Origin of the sequence: Streptomyces sp. ADI96-02, assembly GCF_003846185.1 — a bacterium.
Taxonomy (GTDB): domain Bacteria; phylum Actinomycetota; class Actinomycetes; order Streptomycetales; family Streptomycetaceae; genus Streptomyces.
Genome location: NZ_ML123034.1, coordinates 3,483,940 through 3,501,955 on the forward strand (window position 1 = coordinate 3,483,940; position 18,016 = coordinate 3,501,955).

General features: G+C 71.9%; 14 protein-coding genes and 4 tRNA genes. 9 read left to right on the forward strand and 9 right to left on the reverse strand.

Annotated elements, in window-relative coordinates; all coding sequences use genetic code 11:
- The first annotated feature begins 21 nt into the window (after positions 1 to 21).
- Positions 22 to 1,095, forward strand: coding sequence for a phosphoribosylformylglycinamidine cyclo-ligase (purM, locus tag EES43_RS15235; protein ID WP_124269234.1), 1,074 nt, complete (start codon positions 22 to 24; stop codon positions 1,093 to 1,095).
- A 126-nt stretch (positions 1,096 to 1,221) separates the two neighbouring features.
- Here the strand turns inward: purM and EES43_RS15240 are convergent, their stop codons facing one another.
- Together EES43_RS15240 and EES43_RS15245 are read right to left on the reverse strand one after the other, a co-directional pair.
- Entirely contained in the window at positions 1,222 to 1,479 is a 258-nt protein-coding gene (locus EES43_RS15240; RefSeq protein ID WP_124269235.1) for a DUF3073 domain-containing protein, read from the reverse strand.
- 338 nt (positions 1,480 to 1,817) lie between these two features.
- Entirely contained in the window at positions 1,818 to 2,909 is a 1,092-nt protein-coding gene (locus EES43_RS15245; protein ID WP_124269236.1) for a Leu/Phe/Val dehydrogenase, read from the reverse strand.
- 176 nt (positions 2,910 to 3,085) lie between these two features.
- On the opposite strand from EES43_RS15245, the gene EES43_RS15250 reads away from it, so the two are divergent.
- Together EES43_RS15250 and bldC are read left to right on the forward strand one after the other, a co-directional pair.
- Positions 3,086 to 3,931, forward strand: a complete 846-nt coding sequence (locus EES43_RS15250; protein WP_124269237.1) for a hypothetical protein — start codon at positions 3,086 to 3,088, stop codon at positions 3,929 to 3,931.
- 654 nt (positions 3,932 to 4,585) lie between these two features.
- The gene (gene bldC / locus EES43_RS15255; RefSeq protein ID WP_003949541.1) at positions 4,586 to 4,792 is read left to right on the forward strand and encodes a developmental transcriptional regulator BldC; all 207 of its coding nucleotides are present in this window, start codon (positions 4,586 to 4,588) and stop codon (positions 4,790 to 4,792) included.
- Positions 4,793 to 5,375: 583 nt separating this feature from the next.
- On the opposite strand, the gene EES43_RS15260 is transcribed toward bldC, so the two are convergent.
- The 3 genes from EES43_RS15260 to hrpA form a co-directional block, all read right to left on the reverse strand.
- Positions 5,376 to 5,759: a DUF6274 family protein gene (locus EES43_RS15260; protein ID WP_124269238.1), complete on the reverse strand. Its 384-nt coding sequence runs from the start codon at positions 5,757 to 5,759 to the stop codon at positions 5,376 to 5,378.
- A 137-nt stretch (positions 5,760 to 5,896) separates the two neighbouring features.
- Positions 5,897 to 5,971: transfer RNA gene (locus EES43_RS15265), tRNA-Asp, on the reverse strand.
- A gap of 202 nt (positions 5,972 to 6,173) precedes the next feature.
- Positions 6,174 to 10,106 (reverse strand): ATP-dependent RNA helicase HrpA, encoded by a 3,933-nt coding sequence (hrpA, locus tag EES43_RS15270; protein WP_124269239.1) that lies wholly within the window; start codon positions 10,104 to 10,106, stop codon positions 6,174 to 6,176.
- 228 nt (positions 10,107 to 10,334) lie between these two features.
- Between hrpA and EES43_RS15275 the strand changes: the two genes are divergently transcribed.
- The 3 genes from EES43_RS15275 (at position 10,335) to EES43_RS15285 (ending at position 12,727) form a co-directional block, all read left to right on the forward strand.
- The gene (locus EES43_RS15275) at positions 10,335 to 10,847 is read left to right on the forward strand and encodes a hypothetical protein (protein WP_124269240.1); all 513 of its coding nucleotides are present in this window, start codon (positions 10,335 to 10,337) and stop codon (positions 10,845 to 10,847) included.
- Positions 10,848 to 10,976: 129 nt separating this feature from the next.
- Complete coding sequence (locus tag EES43_RS15280; protein ID WP_124269241.1) at positions 10,977 to 11,858, forward strand: DsbA family protein; 882 nt, start codon at positions 10,977 to 10,979, stop codon at positions 11,856 to 11,858.
- Entirely contained in the window at positions 11,855 to 12,727 is an 873-nt protein-coding gene (locus EES43_RS15285) for a cytochrome c biogenesis CcdA family protein (protein ID WP_124269242.1), read from the forward strand. Before EES43_RS15280 ends, EES43_RS15285 begins: the two co-directional genes overlap by 4 nt.
- Positions 12,728 to 12,765: 38 nt before the next feature.
- Here EES43_RS15285 and EES43_RS15290 read toward each other — a convergent pair.
- The 4 genes from EES43_RS15290 to EES43_RS15305 form a co-directional block, all read right to left on the reverse strand.
- Positions 12,766 to 12,842: transfer RNA gene (locus tag EES43_RS15290), tRNA-Phe, on the reverse strand.
- A gap of 22 nt (positions 12,843 to 12,864) precedes the next feature.
- Positions 12,865 to 12,939 (reverse strand) — tRNA-Asp (locus EES43_RS15295).
- Between the two features lie 38 nt (positions 12,940 to 12,977).
- Positions 12,978 to 13,050 (reverse strand) — tRNA-Glu (locus EES43_RS15300).
- Positions 13,051 to 13,130: 80 nt separating this feature from the next.
- On the reverse strand, positions 13,131 to 14,774 hold the full coding sequence (locus EES43_RS15305) for a metallophosphoesterase family protein (protein WP_124269243.1): 1,644 nt from the start codon (positions 14,772 to 14,774) through the stop codon (positions 13,131 to 13,133).
- A 112-nt stretch (positions 14,775 to 14,886) separates the two neighbouring features.
- Here EES43_RS15305 and EES43_RS15310 point away from each other — a divergent pair, with 112 nt between their 5' ends.
- From EES43_RS15310 to EES43_RS15320, 3 genes are all read left to right on the forward strand, one after another.
- The gene (locus EES43_RS15310; RefSeq protein ID WP_206430186.1) at positions 14,887 to 15,237 is read left to right on the forward strand and encodes a metallopeptidase family protein; all 351 of its coding nucleotides are present in this window, start codon (positions 14,887 to 14,889) and stop codon (positions 15,235 to 15,237) included.
- 230 nt (positions 15,238 to 15,467) lie between these two features.
- Positions 15,468 to 16,043: a hypothetical protein gene (locus EES43_RS15315; protein ID WP_124269245.1), complete on the forward strand. Its 576-nt coding sequence runs from the start codon at positions 15,468 to 15,470 to the stop codon at positions 16,041 to 16,043.
- 210 nt (positions 16,044 to 16,253) lie between these two features.
- The coding region (locus tag EES43_RS15320) for a DEAD/DEAH box helicase (protein ID WP_241192438.1) at positions 16,254 to 18,016 on the forward strand (1,763 nt) is incomplete at its 3' end.

An 18,016-nucleotide genomic window follows, 5' to 3' on the forward strand; every position in this document is an offset into this window, starting at 1 on the left:
CCACACGAAAGATCCCAGGCCATGTCTGAGACAACAGGCGCTTCCTATGCGGCAGCGGGCGTCGACATCGAAGCCGGCGACCGCGCCGTCGAGCTGATGAAGCAGTGGGTGAAGAAGACGCAGCGCCCCGAGGTCGCCGGCCTCGGCGGCCTCGGCGGGTTCGCCGGCCTCTTCGACGCCTCGGCGCTCAAGCGCTACGAGCGCCCGCTCCTGGCCTCGGCCACCGACGGCGTGGGGACCAAGGTGGACCTGGCGCGCCGGATGGGCGTGTACGACACCATCGGCCACGACCTGGTCGGCATGGTCGTGGACGACCTCGTGGTGTGCGGGGCCGAGCCGCTCTTCATGACCGACTACATCTGCGTCGGCAAGGTGCACCCCGAGCGTGTCGCGGCGATCGTGAAGGGCATCGCCGAGGGCTGCGTCCTCGCGGGCTGCGCGCTGGTCGGCGGCGAGACCGCCGAGCACCCCGGACTGCTGGGCCCGGACGACTTCGACGTGGCCGGAGCCGGTACGGGCGTGGTCGAGGCGGACCGGCTGCTCGGCCCCGACCGCATCCGCACGGGTGACGCGGTCATCGCGATGGCGTCCTCCGGTCTTCACTCCAACGGGTACTCGCTGGTCCGCCACGTGCTCTTCGACCGGGCCGGCTGGTCGCTGGACCGCCAGGTCGAGGAGTTCGGCCGGACGCTCGGCGAGGAGCTGCTGGAGCCCACCCGGATCTACTCGCTGGACTGCCTGGCCCTCACCCGCACGACCGAGGTGCACGCCTTCAGCCACGTCACGGGCGGCGGCCTCGCGAACAACCTGGCCCGGGTCGTCCCGGACGGGCTGCACGCCACCGTGGACCGCTCCACCTGGACGCCGGGCGCGGTCTTCGACCTCGTCGGCCGGGTCGGCGAGGTCGAGCGGCTGGAGCTGGAGAAGACGCTGAACATGGGCGTCGGCATGATCGCCGTCGTCCCGGCGGACTCGGTGGACGCGGCGCTGACGACGCTGGCCGACCGCGGGGTCGACTCCTGGGTGGCAGGCGAGATCACCGAGCGCGGTGACCACGCCACGGGGGCCGCGCTGACCGGCGACTACGCCCGCTGAACCGGTGCCGGGCCGGACGCGCCGCCCTTCGCGGCCCGTCCGGCGCGGGCGCGCGGCGTCCGGATCGGGACAGCACAGAACCCGGCCCGGGGCAGGCCCGGACCGGGTCGATGTGTCAGCGCGAGGTCAAGCGCCGCGGCGCTGTGACGACGGACCGGACTGGTCGTCCTGGTCGTCGTCATCATCTTTGTTGTAGCGATCCGCGTACTGTGCGTACGGGTCATCTTCCTCGTCGTCGTCCTCGAACGGCTCGGCGTTCGGTGGTTGACTCGAAGGCGATGCGCCCAGCTCATTGGCCAGACGCGACAGGTCAGTCCCGCCGCTGCTGTACTTCAGCTGGCGGGCGACCTTGGTCTGCTTGGCCTTTGCCCGGCCGCGCCCCATGGCTCGACCCCCTCGGTGACGGGGCTCGACGGCCCCAGAGTCTTGACACGCGTTCATGTTTCAGGACGGACTCTCGGCAGAGAGACCGTGCCCGTAGGGCTTTAACGGTACCTGCTTCCGTGGCCATACGGTACGCCGCCCGCATCCTGTGCCCCGCCGCAGGACCAGTGAGAAGCCCTGTCCCCGCTGGTCAACTGCGATTTTAACCTCTTCTTGGCATACGACCCGCCGACCGGCGTGAGTCTTGTCTCGCCGACCGGCGGGCGACGCCCCGCGAGGGGACGGGCGGCCCGTCTCCGAACGCCTGGGCGACGGACCGGTGAACGGTCCGTGACGGGTCAGCGACCGCGCGCCTCCGCCATCCGCTGCTCGGCGATCCGGTCCGCCGCGGCGGCCGGCGGAATACCGTCGGCCTTCGCACGTGCGAATATTGCCAACGTGGTGTCGAAGATCTTCGCGGCCTTGGCCTTGCACCGGTCGAAGTCGAATCCGTGGAGCTCGTCGGCGACCTGGATCACGCCGCCGGCGTTGACCACGTAGTCCGGAGCGTAGAGAACCGACCGCTCGGCCAGGTCCTTCTCGACGCCGGGGTGGGCGAGCTGGTTGTTGGCCGCGCCGCACACCACCTTCGCGGTGAGCACCGGCACGCTCGCGTCGTTCAGCGCGCCGCCGAGCGCGCACGGCGCGTAGACGTCCAGGCCCTCGGTGCGGATCAGCGCGTCCGTGTCGGCCGCGACCGCGACCTCGGGGTGCAGGTCGGTGATCCGGCGCACCGACTCCTCGCGCACGTCGGTGATGACGACCTCGGCGCCGTCCGACAGCAGGTGCTCGACGAGGTGGCGGCCCACCTTGCCGACCCCGGCGATCCCGACCTTGCGTCCGCGCAGCGTCGGGTCGCCCCACAGGTGCTGGGCGGAGGCCCGCATGCCCTGGAAGACGCCGAAGGCGGTGAGCACGGAGGAGTCGCCCGCGCCGCCGTTCTCCGGGGAGCGGCCGGTGGCCCAGCGGCACTCCCGGGCGACGACGTCCATGTCGGCGACATAGGTGCCGACGTCGCAGGCGGTGACGTAACGGCCGCCGAGGGAGGCGACGAACCGGCCGTAGGCCAGGAGGAGTTCCTCGGACTTGATCCGGTCCGGGTCGCCGATGATGACGGCCTTGCCGCCTCCGTGGTCGAGACCGGCCAGGGCGTTCTTGTACGACATCCCGCGCGAGAGGTTCAGCGCGTCGGCGACGGCCTCCGCCTCGGAGGCGTACGGGTAGAAGCGGGTGCCGCCGAGGGCCGGGCCCAGGGCGGTGGAGTGCAGGGCGATGACGGCCTTGAGGCCGCTGGCACGGTCCTGGCAGATCACGACTTGCTCGTGGCCTCCCTGGTCCGAGTGGAACAGGGTGCGCAGTACGTCGTCAGGCACGCCGGTCACATCGGTCACTGTGGTGACTCCCAAGTACGAAGCGGCGGAAGGCCCTCCTGGGGGTGGGGAGGGCCCCCGGACCGACCGGCTCGGCCGGCCCGATGGGCAAGAGCGTAAGTCCTCGGAAGGCGCTGGTCCGCCCCGGTGCGAAGGATCACCCTCCGGTGGAGCAAGGCCGTGACACGATGCGCTGCATGTCGGTGGTGTCTTCGGTGCTCGTCCCTTACACGTCCTATCTCCGGGTGTACGAGCCCCTCGCCGCGTTCGCGGAGCCCGAACGCGGTCACTGGGCCCGCTACGCCCGGCGCCCGGTGCTCCCCACCGCCCAGGACGAACTGCGCCGCTCGCTGGCCGACCTGGTGCCGACGCCGCCGGTGGGCGTCCCGGTGCACGAGAGCGGGGACGCGTTCGTCGCGGAGCTGGACGGTGTGGTGTGCGTCTGCCCCTGGCGGACCCGGATGCGGGGCTGGCTCGCGCTGGAGGAACTGGGGGGAATGTTTCCGGCCAACGTGCTGGACGTCCTGCTGCCCGCCGTGGTGCGCGGCCAGGCGCAGGCGGACCACGAGCGCTGGCGGGAGCGCAATCCGGATGCCAGGCCGTGGATCCGCACCACCGTCTGGCAGGTTCCGGTGCGCTGGTTCGTGCTGTTCCGGGACGAGGAGCGGGAGTACGCGCCGGCCGACGGCGGGGGCGCGCCGCCGGTCCTGCGCTACCGGACGCCGATGGTCGAGGCCCGGCGCCGGCTGGCCCGCGCGCTGCGGACGCTGCGCGAGAACGTCGACGAGGGGCCGCTCACGGAGGGGCTGGTGGACGTGGGCCGCTGGCTGGAGGAGTTCCATCCGCGCTCGCTGGTCGAGCTGGACTACGGGGGACTGGTGCACGCGCTGCCGGCGGAGCGGCTGGCCGCCGACCGGTCGGCGGCGGACGTCGCGGAGGGCCTGGCGGCGCTGCGGGACGGAGACGGCGACGGCGCGGCGGCGGCGTACGCGCGGCTGGCGGAGCGCTGGCGGTCGGTCCGGGACCGGCAATTCACCAATTGACGTGAAAAGACCCACAGCGGCATCAAGGTGATGGAAACGGGGCATCCTTCATCCAGGACGGACCGGTGGGACGGGCCGACAGGCCGACGGACGACGGAGGGAGGGCGCCTGCCGCTCGAAAGGAGCGCGGTGAAGGGAACTGACGGGTCGTGAACCCGCGTCCCGTTTGACACGTGAGGCGGATGAGGCGGAAGCGTATGCGACCGGTCCGGGACCTACGTCCCGAACCGGGCCTTTGCCTCAAGCGTGATGGACAGCACTAAGGGGGCCCTTGCGTCCATCCCTACTCCTCATGCCAAAATAGGACAAGGAGTCCGGGGAGGGTTCCTTCCGTCCAACTATGGGCGGAATACTCAGCATTGCACTCTATGGGGGGTCTGATGACTCCTGATCGCTCTGTGACTGATCGTCACGGTGGTGTGACTGTCCGCTATGGCATGGTCCATCGGCTTCCGTCGCTGATGAACACCTGGGAGGGCAATTCCATCGGTTTGGCCGACGCGGCTGGACGGATGGTGTAGTTGTAGTGCCGAGGAAAAGCCGTTCGTCCTATAACCGACTCGGCCCGCGTCCGCCATTTCGGGCAACGCGGGTCAAGGTGCAGAATTTAGAGGAAAGAACCGAGAAGGTTCGGTTCTCCCGAGGAGGCCGCTCATGACCGCTCGCACCCCTGATGCCGAGCCGCTGCTGACCCCGGCTGAGGTTGCCACGATGTTCCGCGTGGACCCGAAGACGGTCACCCGTTGGGCCAAGGCTGGCAAGCTCACGTCCATCCGCACGCTCGGTGGACACCGCCGGTACCGCGAGGCAGAGGTCCGCGCACTGCTCGCGGGTATTCCGCAGCAGCGCAGCGAGGCCTGACATACCCCTGTCGCGCCGCAGCACAGCATCACAACCGGGCTGTCGTCGGGTCCCCCAACCTGAGGCCGCCCATCCATAGCTCCACTCGACGGACGCCTGCCCCAACGGGCGTCATACCTGTGTCCCACAGGTGCGTCACTTCGATCGCGCTGGACTCCGCCGGGTCCAGCGCGATCTTTTTTGTGCCCCCGCGCGGTCGTTTCATGCCCGCCTCGGCGTGCCCGGTTCGCCGCCCGGGATTCCCGGGCGGCGTCTTCCGGGTGGCGGCCGGCGCGCCTGTCGGGAACCGGGTGGTCGGTCGGCTTCTGCCCTGTTTCCGGTCCGGCTCGACGGTGTTGGTGGGTCTGTGAGCGGGTCTGTTCGGGAGTGTGGGTGAGCGTCCCGGACGCGGTGGGACAGCCCCGGACGGAACGGGCTCCGGGAAGTGTCGCCCTGGTGCAATTGCACATATTAAATTCACCACTTGTAGGACAGACGTAAAGTCCCCCTTGAGGAAAACTTTTTCGGTGACGCCCGTCACACTGTCGAACGCTTGCCAACTCCGAGCCTGCCACTGCCCGGCGGCGGAATCAGCGGCCGATGGTCATGGGGTCGCGGGTCTTTCGTCCCGGACCCCGTCCGGCCTCCCGGCGGCGTCCTCGCGGCGTTCCGGGGCCTCGGTGCGGCTGCGGTGCCCCGCGGGCGCGTACGGGCCGCCGGAGGGCGTCACGGGCGCTTGCGCGTCCCGTGTGCCCGCGTCTCCCGACGCGCGCCGCGTCAGGGGCTCCTGGACGGCTCCGGCCCCCGGGGAACCGTCCGCCTGCCCGGGTTCCGCCTGCCCGGGTTCCATCTGCCCGGGTTCCATCGCGAGGCGCAGCAGCCGATGGCAGACCGGGCAGTGCCGGGTGAAGTGGCGGTCGCCGGAGGCGGCGGCCAGGTGGGCGCGGAGCAGTGCGCGCGTCTCGTGACGTGCTGACGGTGCGGCCATGCGAGCCACCTCCCGGCGGTCGCCGCCCCGCGCCGGGGAAACAGGAGCGGCCTCTGCCTCTACGGCGTACCGGTGGCGGTCGGCGGCGTCAAGACGCGCGAAAGCCCGGATCGATGCGATCCGGGCTTTCGTCACTGCGGTCCTGACGGGATTTGAACCCGCGGCCTCCACCTTGACAGGGTGGCGAGCACTCCAAACTGCTCCACAGGACCAGGTTTTCGCCGCCTGCCTCGCGGCCGGCTGCGAAACCAGACTGTACAGGAGGTGGGAGGTCCAGGTCGACTTCACTCCTGGTGGCGACTCCGTCACCGCCTCCGCACGTCACTGCCTCCGCACGTCACTGCCTCCGCACGTCACTGCCTCCGCACGTCACCGCCTCCGCACGTCGGCGCGACCGCCGGCCGGCGGACCGGCTCAGGGCGCGGCGGCGTCGATCGCCTTCACGATCCGCTTGTCCGAGACCGGGAACGCGGTGCCCAGCGCGTGCGCGAAGTAGCTGACCCGCAGCTCCTCGATCATCCACCGGATGTCCAGCACCTCCTGCGGGACCGGCCTGCCCTGCGGCAGCTGTTCGAGCAGCCAGGCGTACTCGTCCTGCATCTCGTGCACCTTGGCCATCCGCGTGGTGTCGCGCTGGACCGCGGTCGGCATCTGCTGGAGCCGGCGGTCGGCGGCCACCAGGTAGCGCATCAGGTCCGGCAGCCTGCGCAGCCCCGTCGCGGTGACGAAACCGGGCGGTACGAGTCGGGCCAGCTGCCCGCGCACGTCTGCGGCGTTGGCCGCCAGGGTCGGGCTGCCCGTGGACTTCAGGCGGCGCTCGCACGCCTGCCAGGCGGCCAGGACCTGCTGCACCTGGTCGATCGTGCGGACGGTCAGGTCCACCAGGTCGGCGCGCACCTTGTCGTACAGCGTCCGGAACGCCTTCTCGTCCCACGCCGGCCCGCCGTGCGCGGCGATCAGCCGGTCCGCCGCGGCGGTCGCGCAGTCCTCGAAGAGCGCCTGGACGGAGCCGTGGGGGTTGCGCGAGAGCGCCAGCTTCTGCTGGTTGGTCAGCCGGTCCGAGGCGAACTTCGCCGGGCTCACCGGGATGTTCAGCATGATCAGCCGCCGGGTGCCGCGCCACATCGCCTGCTGCTGCTCGGCCTCGGTGTCGAAGAGGCGTACGGCCACCGTCCCGCCCTCGTCGACGAGAGCCGGGTACGCCTTCACCGGCTGGCCGGCCCTGCGGGTCTCGAAGACCCGGTTCAGCGTGCCGATGGTCCAGTCCGTGAGGCCCGCGCGCTCGATGGACTCGCCCGAGGGGCCTGCGGTCGCCGCGGCGGCCTGGGAGAGCGCCTGCCGGGCCTTCGGGCGCAGCCGGAGCTTCAGCGCCTCCAGATCCTTGTCCTCGGCGACCTTGCGCCGCCGCTCGTCGACGATCCGGAACGTGATCTTGAGGTGGTCCGGGACCCGGCCCAGGTCGAAGTCGTCGGCGGTGACCGGCACGCCGACCATCCGCTGGAGCTCGCGCGCCAGCGTCTGCGGCAGCGGCTCCTGGAGCGGCACGGCCCGGTCCAGGAACTTCTCCGCGTAGTTCGGCGCGGGGACGTAGTGCCGGCGGATCGGCTTCGGCAGCGAGCGGATCAGCTCGGTGACGACCTCCTCGCGCAGCCCCGGGATCTGCCAGTCGAAGCCCTGGGAGGTGACCTGGTTGAGCACCTGGAGCGGGATGTGGACGGTCACGCCGTCCGCGTCCGCGCCGGGCTCGAACTGGTAGGTGACCCGGAACTTCAGCTTCCCCTGCCGCCAGGAGTCCGGGTAGTCGTCCTTGGTGACCGCCCCGGCCTTCTCGTTGATGAGCATCGAGCGCTCGAAGTCGAGCGCGTCCGGCTCCTCGCGCTTCTTGTGCTTCCACCACGAGTCGAAGTGCGCCCCGGAGACGATGTGCTCCGGAACGCGCTGGTCGTAGAAGTCGAAGAGCGTCTCGTCGTCCACCAGGATGTCGCGGCGCCGCGCCCGGTGCTCCAACTCCTCGACCTCGCCGAGGAGTTTGCGATTGTCATGGAAGAACTGGTGGTGGGTGCGCCAGTCGCCCTCGACCAGGGCGTTGCGGATGAACAGGTCTCGCGACGCCTCCTGGTCGATTCGGCCGAAATTGATCTTGCGCTGGGCGATGATCGGCACTCCGTAGAGCGTGACGCGCTCGTACGCCATGACCGCCGCCTGGTCCTTCTCCCAGTGCGGCTCGCTGTAGGTGCGCTTCAGCAGGTGCTGGGCCAGCGGCTCGATCCACTCCGGCTCGACCCTCGCGTTGACCCGGGCCCAGAGCCGGGACGTCTCCACCAGCTCCGCCGACATCACGAACCGGGGCTGCTTCTTGAACAGCGCCGACCCCGGGAAGATCGCGAACTTCGCGCCGCGCGCGCCCAGGTACTCGTTCTTCTCGGTGTCCTTCAGCCCGATGTGCGAGAGCAGCCCCGCCAGCAGCGAGGTGTGCACGGCCTGCTCGGGCACGCCCTCGTCCGCCTTGGGCTCCTCGACGGCGATGCCCATCTGCTTGGCCACCGTGCGCAACTGCGCGTAGATGTCCTGCCATTCGCGGATGCGCAGGAAGTTCAGGTACTCCTGCTTGCACATCCGGCGGAACGAGGACGAGCCGCGCTCCTTCTGCTGCTCGCGTACGTAGCGCCACAGGTTCAGGTAGGCGAGGAAGTCGGACGTCTCGTCCTTGAACCGGGCGTGCTGCTGGTCGGCCTGCGTCTGCTTCTCCGAGGGCCGCTCACGCGGGTCCTGGATGGAGAGCGCGGCGGCGATGACCATGACCTCGCGGGCGCAGCCGTTGCGGTCGGCCTCGATGACCATGCGGGCCAGGCGCGGGTCGACGGGCAGCTGGGAGAGCTTGCGGCCGAGCGGGGTGAGCCGCTTCTTCGGATCCTTCTCGCCGGGGTCCAGCGCCCCCAGCTCCTGGAGCAGCTGGACGCCGTCGCGGATGTTGCGGTGGTCCGGCGGATCGATGAAGGGGAACCGCTCGATGTCGCCGAGTCCGGCGGCGGTCATCTGGAGGATGACGGAGGCGAGGTTCGTCCGCAGGATCTCCGGATCCGTGAACTCCGGCCGGGTGAGGAAGTCGTCCTCGGAGTACAGCCGGATGCAGATGCCGTCCGACGTACGGCCGCAGCGGCCCTTGCGCTGGTTGGCGCTGGCCTGGGAGATCCGCTCGATCGGCAGCCGCTGGACCTTGGTGCGGTGGCTGTAGCGGGAGATGCGGGCGTTGCCCGGGTCGATCACGTACTTGATGCCGGGGACGGTCAGCGAGGTCTCGGCGACGTTCGTCGCGAGGACGATCCGGCGGCCGGTGTGGCGCTGGAAGACGCGGTGCTGTTCGGCGTGCGAGAGGCGCGCGTAGAGCGGCAGCACCTCGGTGTGTCTGAGGTTGCGCTTGTTCAGCGCGTCCGCCGTGTCCCGGATCTCGCGCTCGCCGGAGAGGAAGACCAGGACGTCGCCGGGGGCCTCGCCCGCCAGCTCGTCGACGGCGTCGCAGATCGCGGTGATCTGGTCCCGGTCGGAGTCCTCGCCCTCCTCTTCGAGGAGCGGGCGGTAGCGGACCTCGACGGGATACGTACGCCCGCTGACCTCGACGACCGGCGCCTCGCCGAAGTGGCGCGCGAACCGCTCCGGGTCGATCGTCGCCGAGGTGATGACGACCTTCAGGTCGGGGCGGCGGGGCAGCAGCCGGGCCAGGTAGCCGAGGAGGAAGTCGATGTTCAGGGACCGCTCGTGGGCCTCGTCGATGATGATCGTGTCGTAGGCCAGCAGCTCGCGGTCCGTCTGGATCTCGGCGAGCAGGATGCCGTCCGTCATCAGCTTCAGATACGTCGACTCCGGGTTCACCTGGTCGGTGAAGCGGACCTTCCAGCCGACGGTCTCGCCCAACGGCGTCCGCAGCTCCTCCGCGACCCGCTCCGCGACCGTCCGCGCCGCGATCCGGCGGGGTTGGGTGTGCCCGATCATGCCCCGGACGCCGCGCCCCAGCTCCATACAGATCTTGGGGATCTGCGTGGTCTTGCCGGACCCCGTCTCCCCGGCGACGATCACGACCTGGTGGTCGCGTATCGCCTCCAGGATCTCGTCCTTCTTCTGGCTGACCGGCAGCTCTTCCGGATACGAGAGGGCGGGCAGCCGGGCGGCGCGACCGGCGAGCCGTTCGGCCGCCCGGCCCGCCTCGGCCGCGATCTCGTCCAGCACGGACTGGCGGGCCTCGGGCTTGCGGATGCGGCGCGCTCCTTCGAGGCGCCGGCCGAGCCGGTTCGCGTCACGGAGCGAGAGCTGCCCGAGCTGGGACTGGAGATCGGCGAAGGAAGTAGACATACGGATCCCAGGATCTCACCCGGGCCCGAGGAGTGGCGAACCCATTTCGCGCGGGGTGCGTCACGCGGAGTGCGGTGACCGAGGAGGCGGGGGCGATCACGCCGCGTACCATTTCGGGCAGCCGACCCTTCAGCCGTCCAGCTCCCTCAGCCGTCCAGCTCCCTCAGCCGTCCAGCTCCCTCAGCCGTCCAGCTCCCTCAGCCGCCCAGCCCCGGAAAGGCCCGAACCGTGTCCCGTACGCAGTGGTGCTGCCTGACGGCGGTGCTCGCGGTCGTCCTGGGGCTGCTGGGCGGAGCGATGGCGGGCCGGGCGGGCGCCGGGGCCGGGGCGGCGTCCCCGGCACCGGTCGCCGCAGCTGCCGGGGCGGGCCGGGCGACGGCTGCCGTGGCGGGGCCCGCGGCTGTCGTCGTCAACGCTCCCGGGGCGGGAGCCGCCGTCGACGCATCCGCGGCGGGACCCGCCGTCGCCTCCGTCGCCGCCGTCGACGTACCCGTGGCAGGACCCACGGGCGGCGCGGACCACGAGATCCCGGGCTGCGGCCCGCGCGGCGGCCACGACGGCGGCGAGCCCGCCGTCCCCTCCCGGGGCCGCGCGGCGCACGACCAGGCCCCCGGCCTCGCACCGTGGGGGCTGCCCGCCGCGACGGGCGCGCCGTCGGCCGAACCGCCGCCCGGCATACGGGTGCGGCTCCCCGTCCCCGCGACCCCGACCCCCGTCGAACTCTCCGTGCTGCGGGTCTAGAGCCTGTCGGACGGCCGCCCTTCGGGCGGCGACGACAGTCCGACGGCCGGCTCCGGGGCGTCCCGCCCCAGGGCCCGTCCCCGCTTCCGCTCTCTCCCCTCTGCCCGCACCACCAGCACGGAGTGCCGCATGCCCACGTCCACGAACACCCCCGAGCGCCCGGCCGACAGCCCCGCCGCGAAGTCCTCGAAGAAGCCCCTGGTCTACGGCGCGGTCGTGATCGCCGCCGCCGCTCTGCTCGGCTTCGCCTCCTACCGCGCCACCGCCCCCGACAGCTCCTCCCCGGACGCCTCCTCCGCCCCGGCCGCCGAGGTCTCCGCCGATCCCGCCGAGGGCGTCTACCCGGAGCTGGAGAAGCTGGCCCGCCGCGACGCGGGCGACAAGCTCGCCATCGGCCGGGCCGACGCCCCGGTCGTCCTCATCGAGTACGCCGACTTCAAGTGCGGCTACTGCGGCAAGTTCGCCCGCGACACCGAACCCGAGCTGATCGAGAAGTACGTCGACGAGGGCACGCTGCGCATCGAGTGGCGCAACTTCCCGATCTTCGGCAAGGAGTCCGAGAACGCCGCGCGCGCCGCGTGGGCGGCGGGGGAGCAGGACCGCTTCTGGGAGTTCCACCGGGCCGCCTACGCCAAGGGATCGAAGGAGAAGGGCTTCGGCAAGGACCAGGTCCGGGCGCTCGCCGAGGAGGCCGGAGTGCGGGACCTGGCCCGGTTCATGAAGGACCTGGACGGCGAGCGCGCCCGCGCCGCCGTCGCGAAGGACCAGGAGCAGGCGTACGGCATCGGCGCCACCTCCACCCCCTCCTTCCTGATCAACGGCCGCCCGATCGCCGGGGCGCAGCCGAAGGAGACCTTCACCCGGGCCATCGAGGCGGCGGCCCAGCGGGCGGGGACCAGCGGCAGCGCGGGTGCCGGCGGCAGTGCTCGTGGCAGCGCGGGCGCCACCGGCAGCGCCGGGACCACCGGCAGCGCGGGCGCCACCGGCAGCGCCGGGAACTCCGCCAAGTGACCCCGGACATCGGCTACTTCGCCGCCTTCCTCGGCGGTCTGCTCGCCCTGGTCAGTCCGTGCAGCGCCCTGCTGCTGCCGGCCTTCTTCGCGTACTCCATCGACTCCGCCTCGCGCCTGCTGGCCCGGACCGGCATCTTCTACGCGGGGCTCGCCACCACGCTCGTACCGCTCGGCGCGGCCGGTTCGTACGCGGGCCGGCTCTTCTACGGCCACCGGGACGCCCTGGTGACCGGGGCCGGCTGGCTGATCATCGCGCTCGGCGTGGCGCAGATCGCCGGCCTGGGCTTCGCCTCGCGGCGCATCGCGGCCCTCAGCGGCCGGATCCGCCCGACCACCGCGTTCTCGGTCTACGCCCTGGGCGCGGTCTACGGGCTGGCCGGCTTCTGCGCCGGGCCGATCCTCGGCAGCGTCCTGACCGTGGCGGCGGTCAGCGGCAGTCCGGTCTACGGCGGGCTGCTGCTGGCGGTCTACGCGCTGGGCATGGCGGTGCCGCTGTTCGTGCTCGCCCTGCTCTGGGAGCGCTTCGACCTCGGGCGGCGCACCTGGCTGCGCGGTCGCGCGGTCCGGCTCGGGCGGTTCGAACTGCACACCACGTCACTGCTGTCCGGGCTGTTCTTCATCGGCCTGGGCGCGCTCTTCCTGGTGTACGACGGGACGACCGCGCTGCCCGGTCTGCTGGGGGTCGACGACTCGTTCGCCGTCGAGCAGTGGGCGCAGCGTGCGGGCGAACGGGTGCCGGACGCGGTGCTGCTGGGGTCCGTGGTGCTCGTGGTGCTGCTGGTACTCGGCCTGCGCGCCTGGCGGCGGCGCGGCGCGGTTGCGGACGAGGAGGCGGAGTCCGGAGTGAAGGAGGACGAGCGCGTGTGACACGGCGAAGGCCCCGTCCACCGGACGGGGCCTTCGGGTGGTGGCTGGGGCCGGGATCGAACCGGCGACCTATCGCTTTTCAGGCGATCGCTCGTACCAACTGAGCTACCCAGCCACGCAGCGCACTAGGGCTGCAGCGGTCCTGACGGGATTTGAACCCGCGGCCTCCACCTTGACAGGGTGGCGAGCACTCCAAACTGCTCCACAGGACCAAGCAATGTGCGAAACAAGTCTCGCACACGGTAAAGCGTGCCCCCAACGGGATTCGAACCCGTGCTACCGCCTTGAAAGGGCGGCGTCCTGGGCCACTAGACGATGAGGGCTAAGGGCCCGCCTGTTCGCTTTGCAGCGCGTCGGGGACGTGAGAAGCATATGGGATGGGTGGAGCTATCGCCAAAACGGTTTACCGGGAGGGCTCCGAGGGTGTCGCGGAGGACGGCGAGGAGCCGGCCGGGGCGGTCGGCGAGGGGGCGCGCCGGTCCAGGTTCTCCTGCGGCAGATGGCGGCTGACCTCGGCGGTCGTCAGTCCGAGGCCGCCCAGCGTGATCTCGTCCCAGGCCTGGAGCCGGCGGGTGGAGCGGTCCAGGTAGAGCACCGAGGCGCGCACCTTCTCCGGCTTCTCGTTCTGCACGGCGCGCAGCCCGCCGCCGCCCGTGGAGCCCTCGACCTTCAGCCGCGTACCCAGCTTCAACTGCTCGTTGACCCGTCGGTGCACGTGTCCGGCGAGCACCAGCGGCACGGTGCCGTCGGTCTCCCGGGCGGTGACCGGATCGTGGGCGACGGCGATGTCGACCGGGGTCCCGGCCCGCTCCTGGTCGCGGAGGGCCGAGGCGAGGCGCATGCCCTCGAACCGGGCGGCCGGCCGGCCCCCGGCGGGAGCGGACCGGTCCGGGGTGAACTGCGCGTCGCCGGTGCCCGCGATCCGCAGCCCCGCCACGTCAACGGCCCGGCCGTCGTCGAGGACCCGGACGTTGCGGAAGCCCCGCAGGTAGTCCTGTGTGACCTTCGAGTCGTGGTTGCCGCGCACCCAGACGTAGGGCGCGCCGAGGTCCCGGATCGGGTCGAGGAAGCCGTTCTCCGGGGCGGAGCCGTGGTCCATGGTGTCGCCGGAGTCGATGATCACGTCGATCTCGTACTGCTCGACGAGCGAGGCGATGATGTGCCACGCGGCCGGGTTGAGGTGGATGTCGGAGACGTGCAGGGCCCGGATCGTGCCGGGGTCCGGCTGGTACACGGGCAGCGTGGACGTGGCGTCGTACAGCTTGGTGACGTTGGTGACGAGCCGGGCCAGTTCCTGCTGGTAGACGTCGAACTCGGCGACGATCGAGCGGGCGTCGCCGACCAGGGACGGGGCGCTGGACAGCAGCCCGGAGAACCGGGGCTCCAGGACGGACTTCGGATTCCAGGTGGCGTACGCGCTGACGCCCGAGGCGGCCAGCAGGGTCAGGGCGAGCCCGCCGGCGGCCAGCGCGCGGCGCGGGCGGCGGTAGACGACCAGGCCGAGCGCGGTGGCGCCGGAGACGACGGCCACGCAGGAGCGCACGGCCAGCTCCCGGGTGCCGGAGGCGACGTCCCGGGTGACCTCGTCCTGGAGGCCGGAGAACCGTTCCGGCTGATCGACCAGGGCCTGGGAGCGTTCCGGGTCCAGCCGGTCCACGTCCACGTCCAGGCGGAGCGGCGCGACGTGCGAGTCCAGCTCCAGGGCCCCGAGCGGGGCCACGTTGATGCGGCTTCCGCCCGAGAGGGAGGGGCGCAGCGTCATGTTCGTGTCCATGGGGCCGACCGGGGTACGGATGCTGCCGACGACCAGCAGCCCGAGCCAGGCGCCCAGCACCACGACCGCGCCCAGGGCGAGGGCGCGCGTGAACGGGTTCGGCGCGGGGCCGAGCGCGACGGTCCGCGCGGGCCGGGAGCCGCCCAGGCCGGTGCGGGGCCGGGAGCCGGAGCGCGCGGCGGGACGCGCGCCGGTGCGGGTGCGCGGGGGCAGGAGCTGGTTGAGGCGGTGCCGGACGCGGTCGGCTGCGGCACGGAACGGGGCGCGGACCATTGGGCCCGTATGCCCCGATACGGCTCCGCCCATGCGGGACGCCCGTCGCGGCGGGCGGGCCGAACCGCTCACGGCAGGCCCGCGCCGCGCCGCCGTACGTGACAATGGCCGGGTGCTGGAGATGACGCGCGAACAGTTCGAAGAGCTGGTGAGCCAGGCTCTGGACCGGATTCCGCCGGAGCTGACGCGGCTGATGGACAACGTCGCGGTGTTCGTCGAGGACGAACCCGACCCCGGCGACCCCGACCTGCTCGGGCTCTACGAGGGCACCCCGCTCACCGACCGAGGCGAGTGGTACGCCGGGGTGCTGCCGGACCGGATCACCATCTACCGCGGGCCGACGCTGCGGATGTGCGAGTCCGAGGACGACGTGGTCGCCGAGACGGAGATCACCGTGGTGCACGAGATCGCCCACCACTTCGGCATCGACGACGACCGGCTGCACGCCCTGGGATACGGGTGAGGGGGCGCGCCGGCGGGTGAGGGAGCCGTCGCCGTACGGCTGCCGCAGTACCGCCACCGCCACCGCCGTCTGCGTCGGCGGGTCGCGGGAGGGCTCGGTCCGGGCCGGGCCGGCGGGCGGGTGGCACTTCGGGCGTGTCTCCGGCGGGGTCGGGGGAGTTGGGCACGACGCCACGCCGTACCGCCCGCCCCGCTCCGCTCCGCAGTCTCCTCGCCCCGGAGGTGCCACCCGTGCGCCCTTTGTCCGCCCCCGTCCGCTGGGCAGCCGTCACCGCGCTGACGATCGCCGCGTCCACCGGCTGTATGAGCGTCAACGACGACGCCGCCGGCCCCAGCCCCTCCCGGTCCGCCGACCCGAAGGGCTCGGCCGCCGAGCCGGACGGCGACACGGTGCCCGGCTCCGGACGGGCCGGCTTCCTCGGCGGCGACGCCCACACCCACTCCGACCGGGAGGCTTCCGGCGACGCCCCGCGGCCGGACGCCTCGGGCGTGGCGGCGTCGTCCGCGCCCCGGGACCCGCGCCCCGAACCCGGCGCCCCGCACCCGACCGGTCCCGGCCGCGCCCCGACGCCGACGCCCTCGACGCCGGGACCCGGGGAGCCGCCACCGGTCACCCCGGAGCCGCCGAGCCAGCCGTCCCCCGATCCGGACCCGGACCCGGAGCCCGAACCGGTGCCCTCCCCCACCCCGGAACCGCCCCCCTCGGCCTCCCCGGCGGCACAGCTGCGGACCCAGGCTCTCGGTGGCCGTCGGGACGGCGTGCCGCTGCGGACGCCGCAGGCATCGCCGCAGGTGGGGCCGGTGTAGCCGGGGTCGCGAAGTCGGCGGTTTGCGCAAGGTGGGGGGAGGTGCGTATGGTGGTAGATCGTTTGATCCCATTGCCCGGCGCCGACACAGAAGAGCGCCGTGTGGCGCGTACTCTCCCTTGCCGTGGCTGGACCGCATTGAGGCGGTCGAAATTGCGAAAACACGGAGTTACGGGCGCGTGCCGAGACTCCGGAAGGTTTCGCATTTCGCATGTCAATTTCCAGTTCTGACCGCACCGTCATGCCCGAGAACATCGACAACGACGAGCTCACCGAGCTCGTCGAGGCGGCTGTCACCGAGGCCCCCGCCGGCTCCTCCGCCGAGGCCGCTCCGGCCGTCGTCGCCGAGGAGAAGGCCGCCGAGGAGAAGTCCGTCGCGGACTTCGTGGACGACGCCCGGACCGAAGCGCCCGCCGACGAGGACGTTGCGTCCGACGCCGAGCCCACCGTCACCTTCGGGGACCTCGGACTGCCCGAGGGCATCGTCCGCAAGCTCGCGCAGAACGGCGTGACCGCCCCCTTCCCGATCCAGGCGGCGACCATCCCGGACGCCCTGGCCGGCAAGGACATCCTCGGCCGCGGCCGTACCGGCTCCGGCAAGACGCTCTCCTTCGGTCTGCCGACCCTGGCCACGCTGGCCGGCGGCCACACCGAGAAGAAGAAGCCCCGCGCGGTCATCCTCACCCCGACCCGTGAGCTCGCGATGCAGGTCGCGGACGCCCTCCAGCCGTACGGCGACGTGCTCGGCCTCAAGATGAAGGTCGTCTGCGGCGGTACGTCGATGGGCAACCAGATCTACGCGCTGGAGCGCGGCGTCGACGTCCTCGTCGCCACCCCCGGCCGCCTGCGCGACATCATCAACCGGGGTGCCTGCTCCCTGGAGAACATCCAGGTCGCCGTCCTCGACGAGGCCGACCAGATGTCCGACCTGGGCTTCCTGCCCGAGGTCACCGAGCTGCTCGACCAGATCCCCGGCGGCGGCCAGCGCATGCTCTTCTCCGCCACGATGGAGAACGAGATCGGCACGCTGGTCAAGCGCTACCTGAACAACCCGGTCAGCCACGAGGTCGACAGCGCCCAGGGCAACGTCACGACCATGTCGCACCACGTCCTCGTGGTGAAGCCGAAGGACAAGGCGCCGGTCACGGCGGCCATCGCCGCCCGCAAGGGCCGCACGATCATCTTCGTCCGCACCCAGCTGGGCGCGGACCGCATCGCCGAGCAGCTCATCGAGTCCGGCGTGAAGGCCGACGCGCTGCACGGCGGCATGACCCAGGGCGCCCGTACGCGGGTCCTGGAGGACTTCAAGAAGGGCTTCGTCAACGCCCTCGTCGCCACCGACGTCGCCGCCCGCGGCATCCACGTCGACGGCATCGACCTGGTCCTCAACGTGGACCCGGCCGGCGACCACAAGGACTACCTGCACCGCTCGGGCCGTACCGCCCGTGCCGGCAAGTCCGGTGTCGTCGTCTCGCTGGCGCTCCCGCACCAGCGCCGCCAGATCTTCCGCCTGATGGAGGACGCGGGCGTCGACGCCTCGCGCCACATCGTCCAGGGCGCGGGCGTCTTCGAGCCGGAGGTCGCCGAGATCACCGGCGCCCGTTCGCTCACCGAGGTCCAGGCCGACTCCGCGAACAACGCCGCCAAGCAGGCCGAGCGCGAGGCCGCCGACCTGACGAAGCAGCTGGAGCGCGTCCAGCGCCGGGCCGTCGAGCTCCGCGAGGAGGCCGACCGCCTGGTGGCCCGTGCCGCGCGCGAGCGGGGCGAGGACCCGGAGGCCGCGGTGGCCGAGGTCACCGCCGAGGCGGAGGCCGCTCTCGTGGCAGCCGCGTCCGTCCCGGAGCAGCCCGTCGCCCGCGACGAGCAGCGCCGCGACGAGCGGGGCAACTACGAGCGCCGTGACAACCGCGGTGGCGACCGCGGCGGCTACCGGGGCAACGACCGTCGTGACGACCGTCCGTCGGGCGGCTTCCG

What these genes read in the sequence shown, in the direction of transcription:
- purM (WP_124269234.1), top strand. Translation starts at nt 22, where the DNA reads ATGTCTGAGACAACAGGCGCTTCCTATGCGGCAGCGGGCGTCGACATC.
- EES43_RS15240 (WP_124269235.1), bottom strand. Translation starts at nt 1,479, where the DNA reads ATGGGGCGCGGCCGGGCAAAGGCCAAGCAGACCAAGGTCGCCCGCCAG.
- EES43_RS15250 (WP_124269237.1), top strand. Translation starts at nt 3,086, where the DNA reads ATGTCGGTGGTGTCTTCGGTGCTCGTCCCTTACACGTCCTATCTCCGG.
- bldC (WP_003949541.1), top strand. Translation starts at nt 4,586, where the DNA reads ATGACCGCTCGCACCCCTGATGCCGAGCCGCTGCTGACCCCGGCTGAG.
- EES43_RS15260 (WP_124269238.1), bottom strand. Translation starts at nt 5,759, where the DNA reads ATGGCCGCACCGTCAGCACGTCACGAGACGCGCGCACTGCTCCGCGCC.
- hrpA (WP_124269239.1), bottom strand. Translation starts at nt 10,106, where the DNA reads ATGTCTACTTCCTTCGCCGATCTCCAGTCCCAGCTCGGGCAGCTCTCG.
- EES43_RS15280 (WP_124269241.1), top strand. Translation starts at nt 10,977, where the DNA reads ATGCCCACGTCCACGAACACCCCCGAGCGCCCGGCCGACAGCCCCGCC.
- EES43_RS15305 (WP_124269243.1), bottom strand. Translation starts at nt 14,774, where the DNA reads ATGGTCCGCGCCCCGTTCCGTGCCGCAGCCGACCGCGTCCGGCACCGC.